The following is a 15,770-nucleotide window of genomic DNA, read 5'->3' on the forward strand; positions in this document are numbered from 1 at the left end:
CGGCAAGAAAACGGCCAGGTCTGCGGCCAAAAGAAAAAATGAAAAGAAAAAAATAACGGAAGAAGAACGTCACGCCCATGTGTCGGAAAAGATTAACGAACTTTCTGAAAAGGGCAAGATACAAGGCTGCCTGACCTATACGGAAATTATGAATACCATGGGCGAATGTGATATGACGGCCGATGAAATGGATAAGATGTATGAATATTTTGCCGATCACGGTATCGATATTATCGGGGAGTCCGAACAGATGAATGAAAACGAAAGCCTTAACGACGATGATGATGACAAGAGCAGTGAAACCGTCACAGTGAGTCTTTCCGTTCCCGAAGGCGTAAATATTGACGATCCCGTGCGCATGTATCTGAAAGAAATCGGCCGTGTGCCTCTCTTATCGGCTGAAGAGGAAATTACGTTGGCCAAACGGATTGAAGCCGGTGGCGCGGAAGGAGCCACAGCCGAGGAAATCAGCACGGGGAATATTGCCAAAAAGAAACTTACAGACGCAAACCTGCGACTGGTCGTTTCTATCGCCAAACGGTATGTCGGCAGAGGGATGCTCTTCCTCGACCTTATTCAGGAAGGCAATCTCGGTCTTTTAAAGGCCGTTGAAAAATTCGATTACAGCAAGGGGTACAAGTTCAGTACATACGCTACATGGTGGATCAGGCAGGCCATTACCAGGGCCATTGCCGATCAGGCACGGACGATTCGTATTCCCGTACATATGGTGGAAACGATTAATAAACTCATCCGCATTTCACGGCAGCTCTTACAGGAAAAAGGAAGGGAACCGTTGCCTGAAGAAATTGCCGGAAAAATGGGTGTTCCCGTAGAACGGGTACGGGAAATAATGAAGATCGCACAGGAACCCGTTTCCTTGGAAACGCCTATCGGCGAAGAAGAAGATTCTCATCTCGGTGATTTCATTGAAGACCATGAAGCGATAGCGCCTGACGACGCGGCCTCGTTTATCCTGTTGAAAGAGCAGATCGAAGACGTCTTTTCCTGTCTTACCGACAGGGAACGGAAGGTTCTCTACCTTCGTTTCGGCTTAAAAGACGGACGTCCGAGAACGTTGGAAGAAGTAGGCCAGCATTTTAATGTGACCCGTGAACGTATTCGCCAGATTGAAGGAAAAGCGCTCAGCAAGCTCCGTAATTGGGGCAAGCGCGAAAAAATTAAAGATTTCTTATGATATTGCAAAGGGTCCGCTCCCGTTTGGTGAAGCGGACCCTTTTACTGTATGGAGAGGCCTATTTTTTGTTCGTTTTGTGCGAGAGCAGATCGCCTAAGGCCTGAATAACGTTGACCCCGATGATGAGGATGACAATAGTCGCCAGCATGACATCGGCGCGGAAACGCTGATAGCCGTAGCGGATCGCAATATCCCCGAGACCGCCGCCGCCGATAGCTCCGGCCATAGCCGAGGATCCGATAAGGTTGACGATCAGCACCGTAATATTATTGATAATTGCCGGTAACGCTTCCGGCAGGAGCACTTTGCGGATTATCTGAACCGGGGTGGCCCCCATTGACTGAGCCGCTTCGACGAGTCCGAAGTCAATGTCGCGAACGGAGGTTTCTACAAGGCGGCTTAAAAAGGGGACGGCCACAATAGTCAAAGGCACGCACGCGGCGGTTGTACCGATAGAGGTGCCCGCAACCATACGCGTAAAGGGAATGATGGACACCATAAGGATAATGAAAGGGATAGAACGGATGATATTTATGACCGTGCCGAGAATTTGATTGGCAACCCTGTTTTCCAAAATGTGGCCCTTACCCGTCGTCACGAGTGTGACACCGAGCGGTATGCCGATCAGTGCGGCGATCATACCGGATACGGCGACCATGAAGGCCGTTTCTTCTATTCCTTGTAAGAGAAGTTTAATTATTTCCGCGGACATAGCCGAGCACCTCGCTTTCTACAGGCAGGCTTTCAATATAATTGAAGGCTCTGATCTGGCTTTCCATATCGCCTATGATTGAAAAAATCAAATATCCGAACGGCTCGTCCTGAATATAGTCTATATTGCCGTACAGGACGCTAAGATCCGCGTTGGAATGACGAATGACCTGGGCCATCAGCGGTTTTGTCGTGATATTGCCTTTAAAACGTACGCGGACGAGCATGTCGGAACCTTCTTTCGGCTCGTTCGTAATGCCCAGGCGGGTGATGCCCCGCGGCATTTCCGTATTGATGATTGACTTGACGAATTCCTGCATCGTCTCGGACTGCGGATTCGTAAAGATATCGACGACGCGTCCACATTCTTTGATATACCCGCCCTCAATCACGGCTACGCGGTCGCAAATATCTTTGACGACCGCCATTTCGTGCGTAATGACGATGATTGTAATGCCGAGCCGCTTGTTGATGTCCTGCAGGAGGGCCAGAATGGCGGTCGTAGTCTGCGGGTCAAGTGCCGATGTCGCTTCGTCGCAGAGCAAGATTTTCGGATCGCTGGCCAAGGCGCGGGCAATGCCGACACGCTGCTTTTGACCGCCTGAAAGCTGAGACGGATAATTGGATTTACGATCGGACAGGCCGACGAGTTCAAGGAGCCCTTCCACTTTATTGCGGATGATTTCTTTCGGCGTGTCCGTCAGTTCCAGGGGAAAAGCAATATTGTCAAAAACCGTACGGGAGGAGAGGAGATTAAAGTGCTGAAAAATCATGCCGATAGATTTTCGTTCCCGGCGCAGCCGGGAATCGGAAAGGGTGGTCATATCCCGTTCGTCAATAATAACTTTACCGCTTGTCGGCCGTTCCAACATGTTAATGCAGCGGACAAGTGTAGATTTACCGGCGCCGCTTTTTCCGATAATACCGAATATTTCACCGGCCTTAACGGAGAGGGAGATGCCGTTTAAGGCTTTTACCTGCGTCTTATGGCCGTAGACTTTAGTGACATTCTCCAATGTAATCACGTGATCAGCTCCTTCATGGATGATATTACTTCAAGACAACAAAAAAACCGCCGGCAGGTGACGGCAGTATAGTATACGGCTTCATCTGTCGGAAAACCCGCTGGATTTGGCACCTTCCCGATTACGGGGGTTGCCGCAGCGTCGTAGGGCCAGTCCCTCGGCTGCTCTGGATGAACGGATTATGATGTTGTCGAGTTCAATAGTACCATGAACAGGCGGGGATTGTCAATTCCCCTGCGGGATAAAGAAAATATTTTACGGTAGCGGCAGGATATACGGGACTTTTGTAGAATATATAATATATCAGGAGAATTAAGGCGGACGTCTCGATTCTCCATGAAAGGAAGGGATATTTTATGGCAACAACTGTAAGAGGCAAAAATTTGGAAGTAACAGATGCTTTAAAGAATTATGTGTTAAAGCATGAAAAGAAAGTAACAAAATACTTCGAAAGCGAAGTGAACCTCCAGGCCATGCTTTCGGTTGAAAAAGAACGGAAAATTGCCGAGCTTACTTTGAAAGTGGACGGCGTCGTCTTGCGTGTCGTTGAAGCCAACGAAGATATGTATGCGGCTATCGACCTCATCTTCGACAAGATGGTCCGTCAGATCCATAAATATAAGACGAGAATCGCCCGCCGCATAAAAAGCGGATCTTTCCAGACGGCCCTGGCGACGGAAGCTCCCGAATCGGATGAAGTATTTGAAGTGGTACGCACGAAAAAATTTGCCGCCCGTCCTATGGATGTGGAAGAAGCGATTTTGCAAATGAATTTGGTCGGTCATGATTTCTTTGTTTTTCTGAATGCCGAAACGGAAAATATCAGCGTCGTCTACAAGCGTAAACACGGTAAATACGGTCTTATTGAACCGGAGTTCTGATACAGAGACCGCCCTGCATGCAGGGCGGTCTCTGTATTTGTGTCGGGCAGGAATAAAGGTTATATTAAATGATTTATTATATTCGTTGATAAATGCACTGCGATTATACGGGTTTATTAATTAAAATTGACGCTGTACGGCGTGTACGGGTATGATTAATTAGATAGAACAGGGCCCGCGGCGCAGCGGCAGTACCCGCGCTGACACACTGCTTTTCGTGAGACGGCTGCAATTGCGGCTGCGGCTAAAAATCAGAGATCGGCGAATTACCGATTAAGGAAGAGGTGTATTATGTCAGTAAAGAAAAGATTGATTGCGGCCGCTTTAGCTATGGCCGCTTTATTTATGGTTGCGGCCTGCGGCAGTGATACGGGGCAGAGTCAGGAGAAAACGGAAATTTCATTCAACGGATCCTCCACATTGGCTCCCGTCATTTCTTCTATCGGCAAGGATTTTGCCGAAAAGAACGGGACCTGGAAAAAAGCGGACAGTTCTCTGCCCGATGCGAGCATTACGATTAATGTTTCCTCCAGCGGCTCCGGCGCCGGTATTAAAGCCCTTCTTGACGGGACGGCGGATTTCGGCCTTGTCGCACGGGAAGTGAAAGACGGCGAAAAACAGAAAATTAAAGATTATAAAGAATATAAAATCGGTATTGATGCGTTAACGATTGCCGTCAATCCGAACAACCCGATTGCCGGGATTAAAGATAATTTAACGAGTGATCAGATTAAGAAAATTTTCTCCGGCGAATATAAGACCTGGAACCAGGTGGACCCGTCCTTACCGGAAAAAGAAATCGTCGTTGTAACGCGTGATCTCGGCGGCGGCGCACATGAAGTCTTCCAGGAAAAAATTATGGGCGACACGAAGGTTACCGATAAGGCGGTACAGGCTCCTTCCATGGGGGCGCTTGTGCAGAAGATTATTGAAAATGAAAACGCTGTCGGTTATGCTTCGTACGGCGTGGCCAAACAAAATGAAGGCCGTATTTTCGCGCTGAAAGTCGACGGCGTGACGGCCGCACCGGAAACGATTGCGGACGGCTCGTACAAGATTCAACGGCCTTTGCTCATTGTCGGCAGCGGCGAATTAACAAAACTGCAAAAAGTGTTTATGGATTATGTGCGTTCCGCCGCCGGTATGGCAATAATCGAAAAAATGGGATTCATTCCCGTAAAATAACGGAAAGTATAAAGGGGTATCACCGTTCGGCGATATCCCTTTACTGCAGGGAACAGGTATGACTAAAGCGGAAAAAGCGGGAACATATACGATACGTGTTACAGCGTTGCTTACAATATCCATATTTGTATTTCTATTTCTTTTTATTTGCTATGAAGGAGTGCCCGTTTTTGCACACACAAGTGTATATTCCTTCCTTTTTTCCCATACGTGGAACCCGCTGGCCGATGTGCCGGCGTTCGGTATCGGGGCTATGATCGGCGGGAGCCTTTATGTTTCTTTTCTGTCCGTCTTCTTTGCCCTGCCGCTCGGTGCGGGCTGTGCTTTTTTTATCGAATTTTGTGCGCCTTCCGGGGTAAAGGGTGTCATCCTGGCTTTTATTGATATGCTTGCCGGTGTCCCGTCCGTTATTTTCGGCTTTATCGGGCTTACCGTCGTTGTAAAAGGCATGGAACGTATCTTTGATCTTTCGACGGGAGAATGTATTTTGTCGGCGGCGCTTGTCCTGGCGGTCATGATTTTGCCGTTTATTGTCGCCAACTGCGCCGAATCGGTCGAGTCGGGACGGCGTCTGTATGAAGATGCCGTTACTTGTCTGGGTATAGACAAATGGTATTTTATGTCGCGCCTTTTGCTGCCGCACGTGAAGACCGCGCTTCTTGTATCCCTCATCCTCTCTTTTGCCAGAGCTATGGGGGAGACCATGGCCGTCATGATGGTTATGGGGAATGCCGCGGCAGCGCCGCGTCTTTTGGATAAGGGTGAATCCGTGCCGGCCCTCATTGCCCTGGAAATGGGCAGCGCCGAATACGGCAGCCCTCATTATGAAGCTCTTTATGCGGCAGGTATGGTACTTATGGCGGTTCTTATCCTGTCGAATATCCTTTTTTATATGTTCAGAAAGAGCGCCGGGGAGGATACACGCATATGAGAAGAGCCGTGACCGTTCTTTTTGTTTATCTCAGCGGCCTGCTTGTATGTGCAACCGTTATCTTTGTCTTTCTGTACATTTTTGTCAAGGGTGCGCAAGTCATTTCCTGGAAATTTATTTCAACCGGACCTGAGGGGATACCTCCCGGTACGGCAGGCGGTATTTTCCCGGCCATCGTCGGGTCGCTCATGTCGGGAGCGGTTGCGGCCGTTATTTCCTCGATCACGGCTGTCGCTACGACCATTTGGCTGACTTTTTTTTGCCGAAACCACGTCCTGTATCGTTTTTGCCGTTTTTGCACAGAATGCGTTTCGGGGATTCCGTCCATTTTGTTGGGGCTCTTCGGGTATAGTTTTTTTCTTATGCATTTGGCCATTCCTAAAAGCGTCCTGACTGCCGGAATGACTTTGGCGATTATGATTATGCCCTTTATTGCGGTGCGGACGGAAAAGATTTTTCGCGAATATCCGCGCGAACAAATAGACGCGGCCAGAAGTTTAGGACTGTCAACGCTGTATATTATTCTGACGCTTGTCATACCGCAGCGCCTGCGTGAGCTGACTTCGACCGTAGCGCTGTCAACCGCCTATGCCATGGGGGCCGCCGCACCCGTTATGTTTACGGGCGCCGTCCTCTATACTCGGAAGCTGCCGGATCTTACGGAACCTTTCATGGCCCTGCCGTATCACTTATATATTCTCGTCAGTCAGGGGTATTCCTTGTCAATGGCATACGGTACGGCTTTTATCCTGTTGGTTTTACTGCTGGGCATCAATCTGTTCTGCCGGTACGCGGGCAAAAAGAGGTAATCTGTGGAAGCTGAATTTATTATTGAAAATTTGTCCGTGTCGTCTTCGGACAAACGGATTTTACAGGACGTCAACCTGACGATTTATAAAAATAAAATAACTGCCCTTATCGGTATGTCCGGCTGCGGTAAAACGACGCTCCTGCGTTCGTTGAATCGGACTGTTGCCGACGAAATCCACATGGATTCGGGAAGGATCCTTCTGGAAGGGACGGACATTTTTCAACTGCCTTTAGAGCTGCTGCGCAAAGAGGTCGGACTTATCCAGCAGCGTCCGACGCCGTTCCCCTTTTCCATACGCAAAAATATGACCTATGCTTTGCGGTATCACGGTGTCACGGACACCGGAGAAACGGAACGGCGGATACGGGAAGCGTTGACGGATGCGGGGCTGTATGACGACGTTAAAGGGGAGCTTACTAAACGGGCCGATTCCTTATCCGGCGGGCAGCAACAACGTTTATGCATAGCCAGAGCGTTGGCGTTAAAGCCGAAGGTCCTCCTGTTGGACGAACCCTGTTCGGCATTGGATATAAAAAACACGCTGACCGTGGAAGAGACGTTGCATAAGCTGAAAGAACGCTGTACTATTGTCATCGTTACGCATAATCTGTCTCAGGCTAAACGAATTGCCGATTATGCGGCCTATATGGAAAACGGCACGGTTGTTGAAGAGGCGGAAGCTGACCGGTTATTCTGCCGTCCGACAGAGGCGCGTACACAGGCCTATTTGAGTTACGCGCAGTAAATCCGTGCCGGAAAGAGCGTACTTCCCGGCATGAAACGGATCCCGGCGCCGCGTTTGCCGCAGAGGGGACGTATCGGCGGGGAAGCCGTACACTGAAATTGCGCATGCAGCAGTAAAGGGGGATTTGTAATATGGTTAAAGTTAATGCGGTCGGCATGGTTTGCCCGTTGCCGGTCATCGAAACGCGCAAGGCGTTGAAGGAAAACGAACGGGTCGAAACAACGGTCGATAATAAAGTGGCTACGGAAAACCTTCGCAGGATGGCCGCTCAGATGGGCTATGAGTATGATCTTAAAGAAGAAGGCGCCGACCGGTTTGTCGTTACAATTACTAAAACGCAGGGCGCCGAAACGGCTGAGACCGATCCGGATACAGCGGCGAAGGCTGCCGACGAATTTGTCGTCGTCATTGATTCCGTTACTATGGGAAACGGTGCCGAACAACTCGGCAAAAACCTTATGAAGACTTTCATTTATACACTTACGGAACAGGAAGTGCTGCCGCAGCGGATTATTTTTTATAACGGCGGCGTACAGCTGCTTACGGAAGGCTCGGAAGTGTTGGAAGATTTACAGAAACTTGCCGCAGAGGGAGTGGAAATTTACGGCTGCGGCGCATGCCTTAACTTCTACGGCCTTACGGAAAAAGTAAAAGTCGGGGAAATTACCAATATGTTTTCCATAGTTGAAATGATGCGCAAAGCGTATCGGATCGTAAAACCGTGATGGCGGCAAAAGAATATTACGGCGTTGCGCTGTTGAAAAATACGCGGGAGGCCATGGCCGTGGAAGACGGGGCGAAGAAAAAGGGGATGGCCGTCAGAATTATTCCGACGCCGTCCACAATTTATGCGAGCTGCGGCTTTTCTTTAAAATATGAATTGACGGAAGAGGAGACACTAAAAGAGCTCCTGCAGGAATTGGGCCTTTCCGTGGACGGGTTCTACCATGCTGAAAAAACGGGCTTGTCCGTTTCGTACGAGAAAGTATAAAATAGAACGGTACAAAGAACAGAGAAGGCAGGTGCCCATTCGTGAAAGAAAAGCAGAGGGTATTATCCCGTTTACCTAAAATTGATGTATTTCTTGCCAGGCCCAATGTCGTTGCTTTGGCAGATTCCTATTCGGCCGCCCTGGTCAAAGAAGCGTTACAGGCTGTCCTCCATCAGGTGCGGCAAGCCGTTCTCACCGGCCTGCGTATGGAAATTCCGGAAAATGAAGAGCTGGAGGCGATGATTTCCGGTCACCTGAAAAAACGGGAAGCTTTCCGTTTGCGTCGGCTCATTAACGGAACCGGTACCGTCTTACATACCAATCTCGGCCGTTCCGTACTGAGTGAAGCCGCATGCCGGCACGTGGCGGCCGTTGCGGGCTGCTACTCCAATTTGGAATATAATCTGGAAGCGGGCAGCCGCGGTTCGCGATACAGCCACTTAACGGATATATTGCGTGAATTGACGGGAGCTGAAGATGTTCTCGTTGTCAATAACAATGCGGCGGCGGTCATGCTGGCGTTAAATACGCTCATTTCCGGCAAAGAAGTTATTATTTCCCGTGGCGAACTCGTGGAAATAGGGGGGAAATTCCGCATTCCCGAAGTTATTGAACACAGCGGCGGCATCATCCGTGAAGTCGGGACGACAAATAAAACGCATCTGTCCGACTACAACAAGGCTGTCGGTGAACGTACGGGAGCCGTTATGAAGGTGCATACGAGCAACTATCATATTGCCGGGTTTACCGAGAGCGTCGGCGCGGACGAGCTGTCCGGACTGGCTCATTTCCACGGCGTACCCTTGATCAACGATCTGGGGAGCGGCCTTCTTCTCGACATGACCCGCTTCGGCCTGCCTTACGAACCGACTGTTAAGGAAGCTCTCGACAAAGGCTGTGATATTGTTACCTTCAGCGGCGATAAACTTTTAGGCGGACCGCAGGCCGGTATTATTGTCGGTAAAACGGAGTATATTGAGGCTATGAAGCAAAATCAGCTCCTGCGTGCGCTGCGTGTGGATAAAATGACGATTGCCGCGCTGGAAGCAACCTTCCGTTCTTACTTGGATGAAGACCGGGCCGTCCGGGAAATCCCCGTCCTGCAGATGCTCTCTCTGACGCGGGAAGAGGCTTATGCGAAATGTGAACGCTTTATGCAGATATTGCAGGAGAATACTCTGCCCGTCGCCACGGAAATCGTCGCCGTGACGGATATGGTCGGCGGCGGTTCTTATCCGGAATATGAAATGCCGAGCTATGCCGTTGCTGTCACTATAGAAGGGATGTCCGCGGCGGAAATGGAGCGCCGTCTCCGTGAAGCGGAGTCCCCCGTCATCGTGCGGGTGCAGCATGACAGGGTCTGCTTTGCCGTACGTACAATCAATGAGAGCGAATTTCCCGTTATCAGGAAAATTTTAAATAACGTATGTCGGGACGTATTGCCTGCCGAATAGGGAAATACGGATATACGGCGATTAACGTCCGGATGAATACCTGCATACCGGCGGATACGGAGAAACACTGCCGTTGCCGCAGGTATGCTCGCAGTCTCACGGCGCATACGGCCGTAATCGGCCGCACAGCGCTTTTGTGAGACTGTTTTTTTATAACTGTTAAGGAGGAATTATGTATGCCTGATCGTCATGAAATGTGGAAAGACCTGGGAATGGATTTGGAAGCGCATGACACACTCTGTTCCGTATTGCCGCAGGCCTTCGGGGATATCTATCTGTCACAGGAAAACAGGCCGGAAGGGATGGCTTTCTGGGATATGGTGGTTTCCGATATTCACGGCATCCGTCCGGCCGAGTTGATGGAAGCTCAAAAAGAGGGCCGTAAAGTATTCGGTACGTTCTGTCTGTATGTACCCGATGAAATCATTGTCGCTGCCGGCGGTATTGTTACCGGGCTCTGCGGCGGTTCCCAATTCTGGGTTCCCGCAGGCGAAGAGGTTCTGCCGAAAAGTATGTGTTCGTTGATTAAGGCTTCCGTCGGCGCCCGTCTCGGCCGCACCTGTCCTTTTTTCCGTATTGCCGATATGTACGTGGGCGAAACGACTTGCGACGGCAAAAAGAAAGCCTATGAAATCCTTGGCCGTGACGTGCCGATGTACGTCATGGACATGCCGCAGATGAAACGGCCTCAGGATTATGTCAAATGGGCGGAAGAAATTAATGCGTTCAAGAAGATTGTAGAGGAATTTACGGGCAATGAAGTAACTGTTGAAAAGCTTCATGAAGCGACGGTGCTCCTCAACAACCGCCGTAAAGCGCTGGAACGGGTATATCACGCCCGTAAGGCCGATCCCGCGCCGATCAGCGGCAAAGATGCGCTCCTCATGATGCAGATCGCTTTCTTTGACGACCCGCAGCGTTGTACGGATATGGCCAATACGCTTGCCGCCGAATTGGAACAACGCATTAAAGACGGCGTCGGCGTGGCTGCCGCGGGCACGAAGCGTATTATGCTTGCCGGTACGCCGATGGCTATCCCTAACTGGAAGATGCATCATATTGTTGAAACGAGCGGCGCCGTCGTCGTCTGCGAAGAATGTTGCACGGGCACGCGCTATTTTGAACATCAGGTTGATGAAACGCCGACGACCGCAAGTGAGCAGATTATGGCCCTCGCACAGCGGTACATGAAGAACAACTGCGCCTGTTTCACGCCCAATACGGGCCGTATAGACGATCTGTTGCGCCTTTGCAGAGAATATAAAGTGGACGGCGTAATCGATGTGAACTTGAAATTCTGCACCCTCTATGATACAGAAAGCCGCGATGTACAGTATGCTTTAAAGGAAGCGGGTATTCCGTCTATTCATATTGAAACGGATTATGACGATAACGATGCGGAACAGCTCCGTACACGTGTCGGTGCGTTTATTGAAATGCTGGGGTGACATGAGCGGGCAAAAAGATTGGTACATACTTTTTAAAAATCATACGGATGCCATGAGTCTTTTTATGGCCTTGAAAGAGGCGGGATATACCGTGAAAATATCCCCGACACCGCGGCAGGCTTCCGTATGCTGCGGCGTCTCGCTTCTGGTAAAGAGCACCGAAATGGAAGGTGTCAGAAACTATATGGAAGAACACGCGGCGGCGTATGAAAAAATAGTGGAATTGGAGAAGCAGATCGACGCAACGCGGGATCGGTTCTGCTGATGCAGCGAAGCCGTTTGCAGAAAAACGCGTCCCTGAAATTATGATACATACCTTTTTTGCCGGACCGGATTTCGGTGAAGGGAGTACCTATCAATTATGAGGCGACGCGTTTTTTATATTTCCTAAATAAACGGGTCAAAAAAATATGGCTCCGGGCCTTGTGAGTGTAAATGATGATATGGTATACTTTAATAAATCTCGTGATATAATTCACGATTATAAATAAACTGCATTGTAAAATCTGGTTTGCATCATAACTTGGGAGGTTGTTCACATGTTAGCATCGCGTCTGTATTGTCCCACCTTACGTGACGATCCTGCCGAAGCGGACGTCGTCAGTCACAAATTAATGCTGAAAGCCGGCATGATCCGGAAAAGCGCCGCCGGGCTCTATTCCTTCCTGCCGCTGGGCAGACGGGTCGTTCTTAAAATCGAAAATATTGTCCGTCATGAAATGAATGCGGCCGGTGCCCAGGAAGTCATGATGCCGATTGTACAACCTGCCGAAATCTGGAAGGAGACGGGCCGTTGGGATGTATACGGGCCGGAAATGTTTAAACTTTCCGACCGTCATGATAATCAGTACTGTCTGGGCCCTACTCATGAAGAATTGATTACGACACTGGTCCGCAATGAACTGCGATCGTATAAGCAGCTGCCCGTAAACCTCTGGCAGATGCAAAATAAATACCGTGATGAAATCCGTCCCCGTTTCGGCCTAATGCGCAGCCGTGAGTTTGTCATGAAAGACGCCTATTCTTTTGACGCCGACAAAGACGGTATGGTCGCCAGCTACAATATCATGTACAATGCGTATTGCCGTGTTTTTGAAAGATGCGGCCTTGACTGCCGTCCCGTACTGGCCGATTCCGGCCAAATCGGCGGTAACTACAGCCATGAATTCATGGCCCTCGCAAAAGCGGGCGAAGCGGATATCGTCATTTGTACGAAATGCGGTTTTGCAGCCAATGTGGAAAAGGCGGTCCCCAAAGCCCTTGTCCCGGAAGCGGAAGAGCCGAAAGAAATGGAGCTCTTTGCAACGCCTGAATGCGCGACCATTCAGGATCTCGTCGAAGTTACGGGCACGCCTGTGGAAAAGACGATTAAAGCCGTTGCTTTCGATATCGACGGTAAACTCGTTCTGACGATGGTCCGCGGCGACCATGAGGTCAATGACGTGGCCGTTCAAAACCTTATCGGCGGTAATGATGTTGAAGCGGCGGATGCGGAACTTCTGCAAAAGCACGGTCTCGAACCGGGCTATATGAGCCCTCTGGATGCGGGGCCGCAGGGCGATGATTTCGCCATTGTCGTCGATGAGTCGGCAATGAAGGTAATTAACGGTGTAACCGGCGCCAACAGACACGGCTATCATTATAAGAACGTAACGCCGTCCCGTGATTTTAAAGACGTGAAAGTCGCCGTCATCCGCCTTATTAACGAACACGACGGCTGCCCCGAATGCGGGGGCACCGTTAAGCTGACGCAGGGCATTGAAGTGGGGCAGGTATTCGGTCTGGGAACAAAGTATTCCGAAGCCCTGAAAGCCACATTCCTCGATAGGGACGGTCAGGCAAAACCCTTCTTCATGGGGTGTTACGGTATCGGTGTTACGAGAACGATGGCGGCATCAATTGAACAGCATAATGATGAAAACGGTATCATTTGGCCCGTGTCTATTGCCCCTTATGAAGTCGTGGTGTTACCGGTCAACGGCAACGATGCGGGTATTGCCGAAGCGGCGGAGGCTATTTACCGGGAGCTCCTTGCCGGCGGTACGGACGCTATTCTCGACGACAGGGATGAACGGGCCGGTGTGAAATTTAATGATGCCGACCTCATCGGTTACCCCGTTCGCGTTACGGTAGGCAATAAAGCGGTCGGTGAAGGAAAGGTGGAAATTAAGATACGCCGCTTCGGCTCGGAGGAAGAAGCGGCTGTTGAAAAAGCGGCTGACAGGGTTCGCGAAATAATTGGGGATTTACGCGAAAAAAATTTATAATATGTGTCGGCAGGATGGCTGCCGCTCAGATACTGTCATAAATACAAAATTATGTGAAAAGAAGTCCTTTTTACGAGAAAAGGGCTTCTTTTTGTATGAATATACACGAACGGCGGAACATAAACTCATTCCCGAATACAGCGGCAGGGTTGCACCGGTCCGGCGGGCATATAAAAGACCGTTTGTAGTAGGATGACGATCTCTGAACGTACCCTATAAAGTAGATATATAAGTTTATATGATAGATATCCTGATAATTTATATGATTCAGTAATGGTGCGGGCAGGCGTGTATTTTCCTGTAATATTGTGTATTATATCACGTATTTTTAATAAAAGTCCTTGTTAAAGTAAAACCTATATGGTATTATAACGACGGGAAATGGTAGTATCCGAAAGGCATGCCGCCTTTAGGATATTTAATCACTATTCTCCCATAATATACATCTGGGAATGGAGGTGAAAAATAATTGACAGAGATTAAAATACCTCTCAAAATGCATGTAGGCGGCCCTTGTAAGCCGGTTGTCAAGGCCGGCGATAAAGTTAAACGCGGACAATTAATTGCTGAACCGAGCGGGTTAGGCGCCAATATCCATGCCAGCTTTACCGGTGAAATTTCAGCGGTTACTGACGGTGAAATCGTAATCAAGCCGGATGACGTACAGAACTTTGACGAATATGTCAAAATTCCCGATACGAAAACGAACCTTGAAGCGATTGCCGCAGCCGGCGTAGTCGGTGCCGGCGGTGCAGGGTTCCCGACGGCCGTTAAGTTAAAGACGGAAATTCCGAACGGCGCTTTCATCGCCAACGCGGCTGAATGTGAACCTCTTTTGGCTCACAATATTCATCAGATTGAAGAACATGCCGCCGAATTGGTGCGCGGCGTCAAGTACGCCATGGAAATCACCAAGGCCCCTAAAGGGTATATTGCAATTAAACCGAAACACAAAAAGGCGGTTATCGAACTGATCAAGGCGGTACGAAATGAAGACAATATTGACGTTTTCCGTTTGCCCGATATGTATCCGGCAGGCGATGAACGCGTTATTGTCCGTGAAGTCATGGGGATCGAACTTGAGCCCGGCCAGTTGCCCGGTACGGTGGGAGCTTGTATCGACAATGTGGAAACGCTGAAAAATATCGTCAGAGCCATTGAAGATCGCAAACCTGTAATCGACAAGGATATTACCGTATCCGGCCGTGTTGCACATAAGGAGTCGGTCTTCGTCGATGTACCCGTCGGTACGCCTATGGGTGATCTTATCGAACGGGCCGGCGGATTCATAAATCCGCACGGTGAAATCGTGATCGGCGGTCCTCAGACGGGACGCCCCGGTACGGAAGAATCTCCCGTAACTAAGACAAGCGGCGGTTGCCTGGTGGCAATGCCGTTCCCGCAGGAAAAACGCAAAGCAGGTATCCTCATCTGTGAATGCGGCGGGTCGGAAGAACGATTGACTCAAATCGCTGAAGCGATGGGCGCCGAAGTTGTTTCCAAAGAACGATGTAAGAGAATGGTAGAAGTCGATGGACGATACAGATGTGGCTTGCCGGGTGTATGCCCGGGGCAGGCGGAAAAGGTCATGGCCTTGAAACGAGGTGGTGCTGAAGTATTAGTAGTCGGAACTTGCTCCGAATGAACGAACACCGTTATGGGTGTAGCTCCTAGGTTAGGAGTTCCGGTTTATCATCATACAGATCATGTTCTGCGAGCTGACGGTCATAAGCTGTATCGTACGTTGCCGCCTACGTAATTCAAAAGTAATTAAAAGGAGGACAAACGAATGTCTATTACAGCCGAAACGGCTCAAGAACATGCAAAAGATCCAGCAGTGTTGTGCTGCCGTGCCGAAGCAGGCACAGTATTATCCGCTTCCAACTTGGAAGATCCCAACATCTTTCCTGATTTGGAAGACTCCGGTTTGTTGACAATTCCCGATAACGTGCTCCACATCGGTAACGTAATCGGCGCCACGATGAAAGTAACGGCCGATTCCCTCGTTCCCCTGACGCCCGATATGCTTGAAGGTATCATGGAAATGGAGGAAGACGCTCCGGCTGAAGCCGCGGCAGTTGAAGAAACGGCGGCCGACGCTCCAGTTGCCGTCGCTCCCGCCG

15 protein-coding genes, 1 pseudogene and 1 riboswitch are annotated in these 15,770 nt (G+C 49.8%); of the genes and pseudogenes, 14 read left to right on the forward strand and 2 right to left on the reverse strand.

The window, feature by feature from the left end; genetic code table 11:
* Window positions 1-52: 52 nt before the first annotated feature.
* Window positions 53-1,198, forward strand: coding sequence for an RNA polymerase sigma factor RpoD (gene rpoD, locus HMPREF0080_RS02830; protein ID WP_040347010.1), 1,146 nt, complete (start codon window positions 53-55; stop codon window positions 1,196-1,198).
* A 58-nt stretch (window positions 1,199-1,256) separates the two neighbouring features.
* Here rpoD and HMPREF0080_RS02835 read toward each other — a convergent pair whose 3' ends face one another.
* Both HMPREF0080_RS02835 and HMPREF0080_RS02840 read right to left on the reverse strand, forming a co-directional pair.
* Window positions 1,257-1,910, reverse strand: a complete 654-nt coding sequence (locus tag HMPREF0080_RS02835; protein ID WP_006789679.1) for a methionine ABC transporter permease — start codon at window positions 1,908-1,910, stop codon at window positions 1,257-1,259.
* The gene (locus HMPREF0080_RS02840) at window positions 1,891-2,934 is read right to left on the reverse strand and encodes a methionine ABC transporter ATP-binding protein (RefSeq protein WP_006789680.1); all 1,044 of its coding nucleotides are present in this window, start codon (window positions 2,932-2,934) and stop codon (window positions 1,891-1,893) included. The genes HMPREF0080_RS02835 and HMPREF0080_RS02840 overlap by 20 nt, the downstream gene beginning before the upstream one ends.
* Window positions 2,935-3,012: 78 nt before the next feature.
* Window positions 3,013-3,111: riboswitch (SAM riboswitch) on the reverse strand.
* Window positions 3,112-3,290: 179 nt separating this feature from the next.
* Between HMPREF0080_RS02840 and hpf the strand changes: the two genes are divergently transcribed.
* The 13 genes and pseudogenes from hpf to HMPREF0080_RS10015 all read left to right on the forward strand — a co-directional run.
* The gene (hpf, locus tag HMPREF0080_RS02845) at window positions 3,291-3,815 is read left to right on the forward strand and encodes a ribosome hibernation-promoting factor, HPF/YfiA family (protein ID WP_006789681.1); all 525 of its coding nucleotides are present in this window, start codon (window positions 3,291-3,293) and stop codon (window positions 3,813-3,815) included.
* 291 nt (window positions 3,816-4,106) lie between these two features.
* Complete coding sequence (locus tag HMPREF0080_RS02850) at window positions 4,107-5,000, forward strand: phosphate ABC transporter substrate-binding protein (RefSeq protein ID WP_006789684.1); 894 nt, start codon at window positions 4,107-4,109, stop codon at window positions 4,998-5,000.
* 58 nt (window positions 5,001-5,058) lie between these two features.
* Complete coding sequence (pstC, locus tag HMPREF0080_RS02855; protein ID WP_006789685.1) at window positions 5,059-5,931, forward strand: phosphate ABC transporter permease subunit PstC; 873 nt, start codon at window positions 5,059-5,061, stop codon at window positions 5,929-5,931.
* A complete protein-coding gene (locus HMPREF0080_RS02860) occupies window positions 5,928-6,740 on the forward strand; it encodes a PstA family ABC transporter permease (RefSeq protein WP_006789686.1) in 813 nt (270 codons plus the stop codon). Before pstC ends, HMPREF0080_RS02860 begins: the two co-directional genes overlap by 4 nt.
* Window positions 6,741-6,743: 3 nt before the next feature.
* Window positions 6,744-7,487, forward strand: coding sequence for a phosphate ABC transporter ATP-binding protein (locus tag HMPREF0080_RS02865; RefSeq protein WP_006789687.1), 744 nt, complete (start codon window positions 6,744-6,746; stop codon window positions 7,485-7,487).
* Between the two features lie 131 nt (window positions 7,488-7,618).
* Window positions 7,619-8,212, forward strand: a complete 594-nt coding sequence (gene yedF / locus HMPREF0080_RS02870) for a sulfurtransferase-like selenium metabolism protein YedF (protein ID WP_006789688.1) — start codon at window positions 7,619-7,621, stop codon at window positions 8,210-8,212.
* Complete coding sequence (locus HMPREF0080_RS02875) at window positions 8,212-8,478, forward strand: putative Se/S carrier protein (RefSeq protein ID WP_006789689.1); 267 nt, start codon at window positions 8,212-8,214, stop codon at window positions 8,476-8,478. Before yedF ends, HMPREF0080_RS02875 begins: the two co-directional genes overlap by 1 nt.
* 41 nt (window positions 8,479-8,519) lie before the next feature.
* Entirely contained in the window at window positions 8,520-9,932 is a 1,413-nt protein-coding gene (gene selA, locus HMPREF0080_RS02880) for an L-seryl-tRNA(Sec) selenium transferase (protein WP_006789690.1), read from the forward strand.
* Between the two features lie 176 nt (window positions 9,933-10,108).
* Entirely contained in the window at window positions 10,109-11,380 is a 1,272-nt protein-coding gene (locus tag HMPREF0080_RS02885; protein WP_006789691.1) for a double-cubane-cluster-containing anaerobic reductase, read from the forward strand.
* A 1-nt stretch (window position 11,381) separates the two neighbouring features.
* On the forward strand, window positions 11,382-11,645 hold the full coding sequence (locus HMPREF0080_RS02890) for a putative Se/S carrier protein (protein ID WP_006789692.1): 264 nt from the start codon (window positions 11,382-11,384) through the stop codon (window positions 11,643-11,645).
* Window positions 11,646-11,919: 274 nt separating this feature from the next.
* Window positions 11,920-13,647, forward strand: a complete 1,728-nt coding sequence (locus HMPREF0080_RS02895; protein ID WP_006789694.1) for a proline--tRNA ligase — start codon at window positions 11,920-11,922, stop codon at window positions 13,645-13,647.
* 469 nt (window positions 13,648-14,116) lie between these two features.
* Window positions 14,117-15,406: a proline reductase-associated electron transfer protein PrdC gene (prdC, locus tag HMPREF0080_RS02905; protein WP_172633471.1), complete on the forward strand. Its 1,290-nt coding sequence runs from the start codon at window positions 14,117-14,119 to the stop codon at window positions 15,404-15,406.
* A 30-nt stretch (window positions 15,407-15,436) separates the two neighbouring features.
* Window positions 15,437-15,770 (forward strand): annotated as a pseudogene (locus tag HMPREF0080_RS10015) (D-proline reductase (dithiol) proprotein PrdA); the annotation flags it as partial.

Source organism: Megasphaera geminata F0357 (genome assembly GCF_000239275.1).
Taxonomy (GTDB): domain Bacteria; phylum Bacillota; class Negativicutes; order Veillonellales; family Megasphaeraceae; genus Megasphaera; species Megasphaera geminata.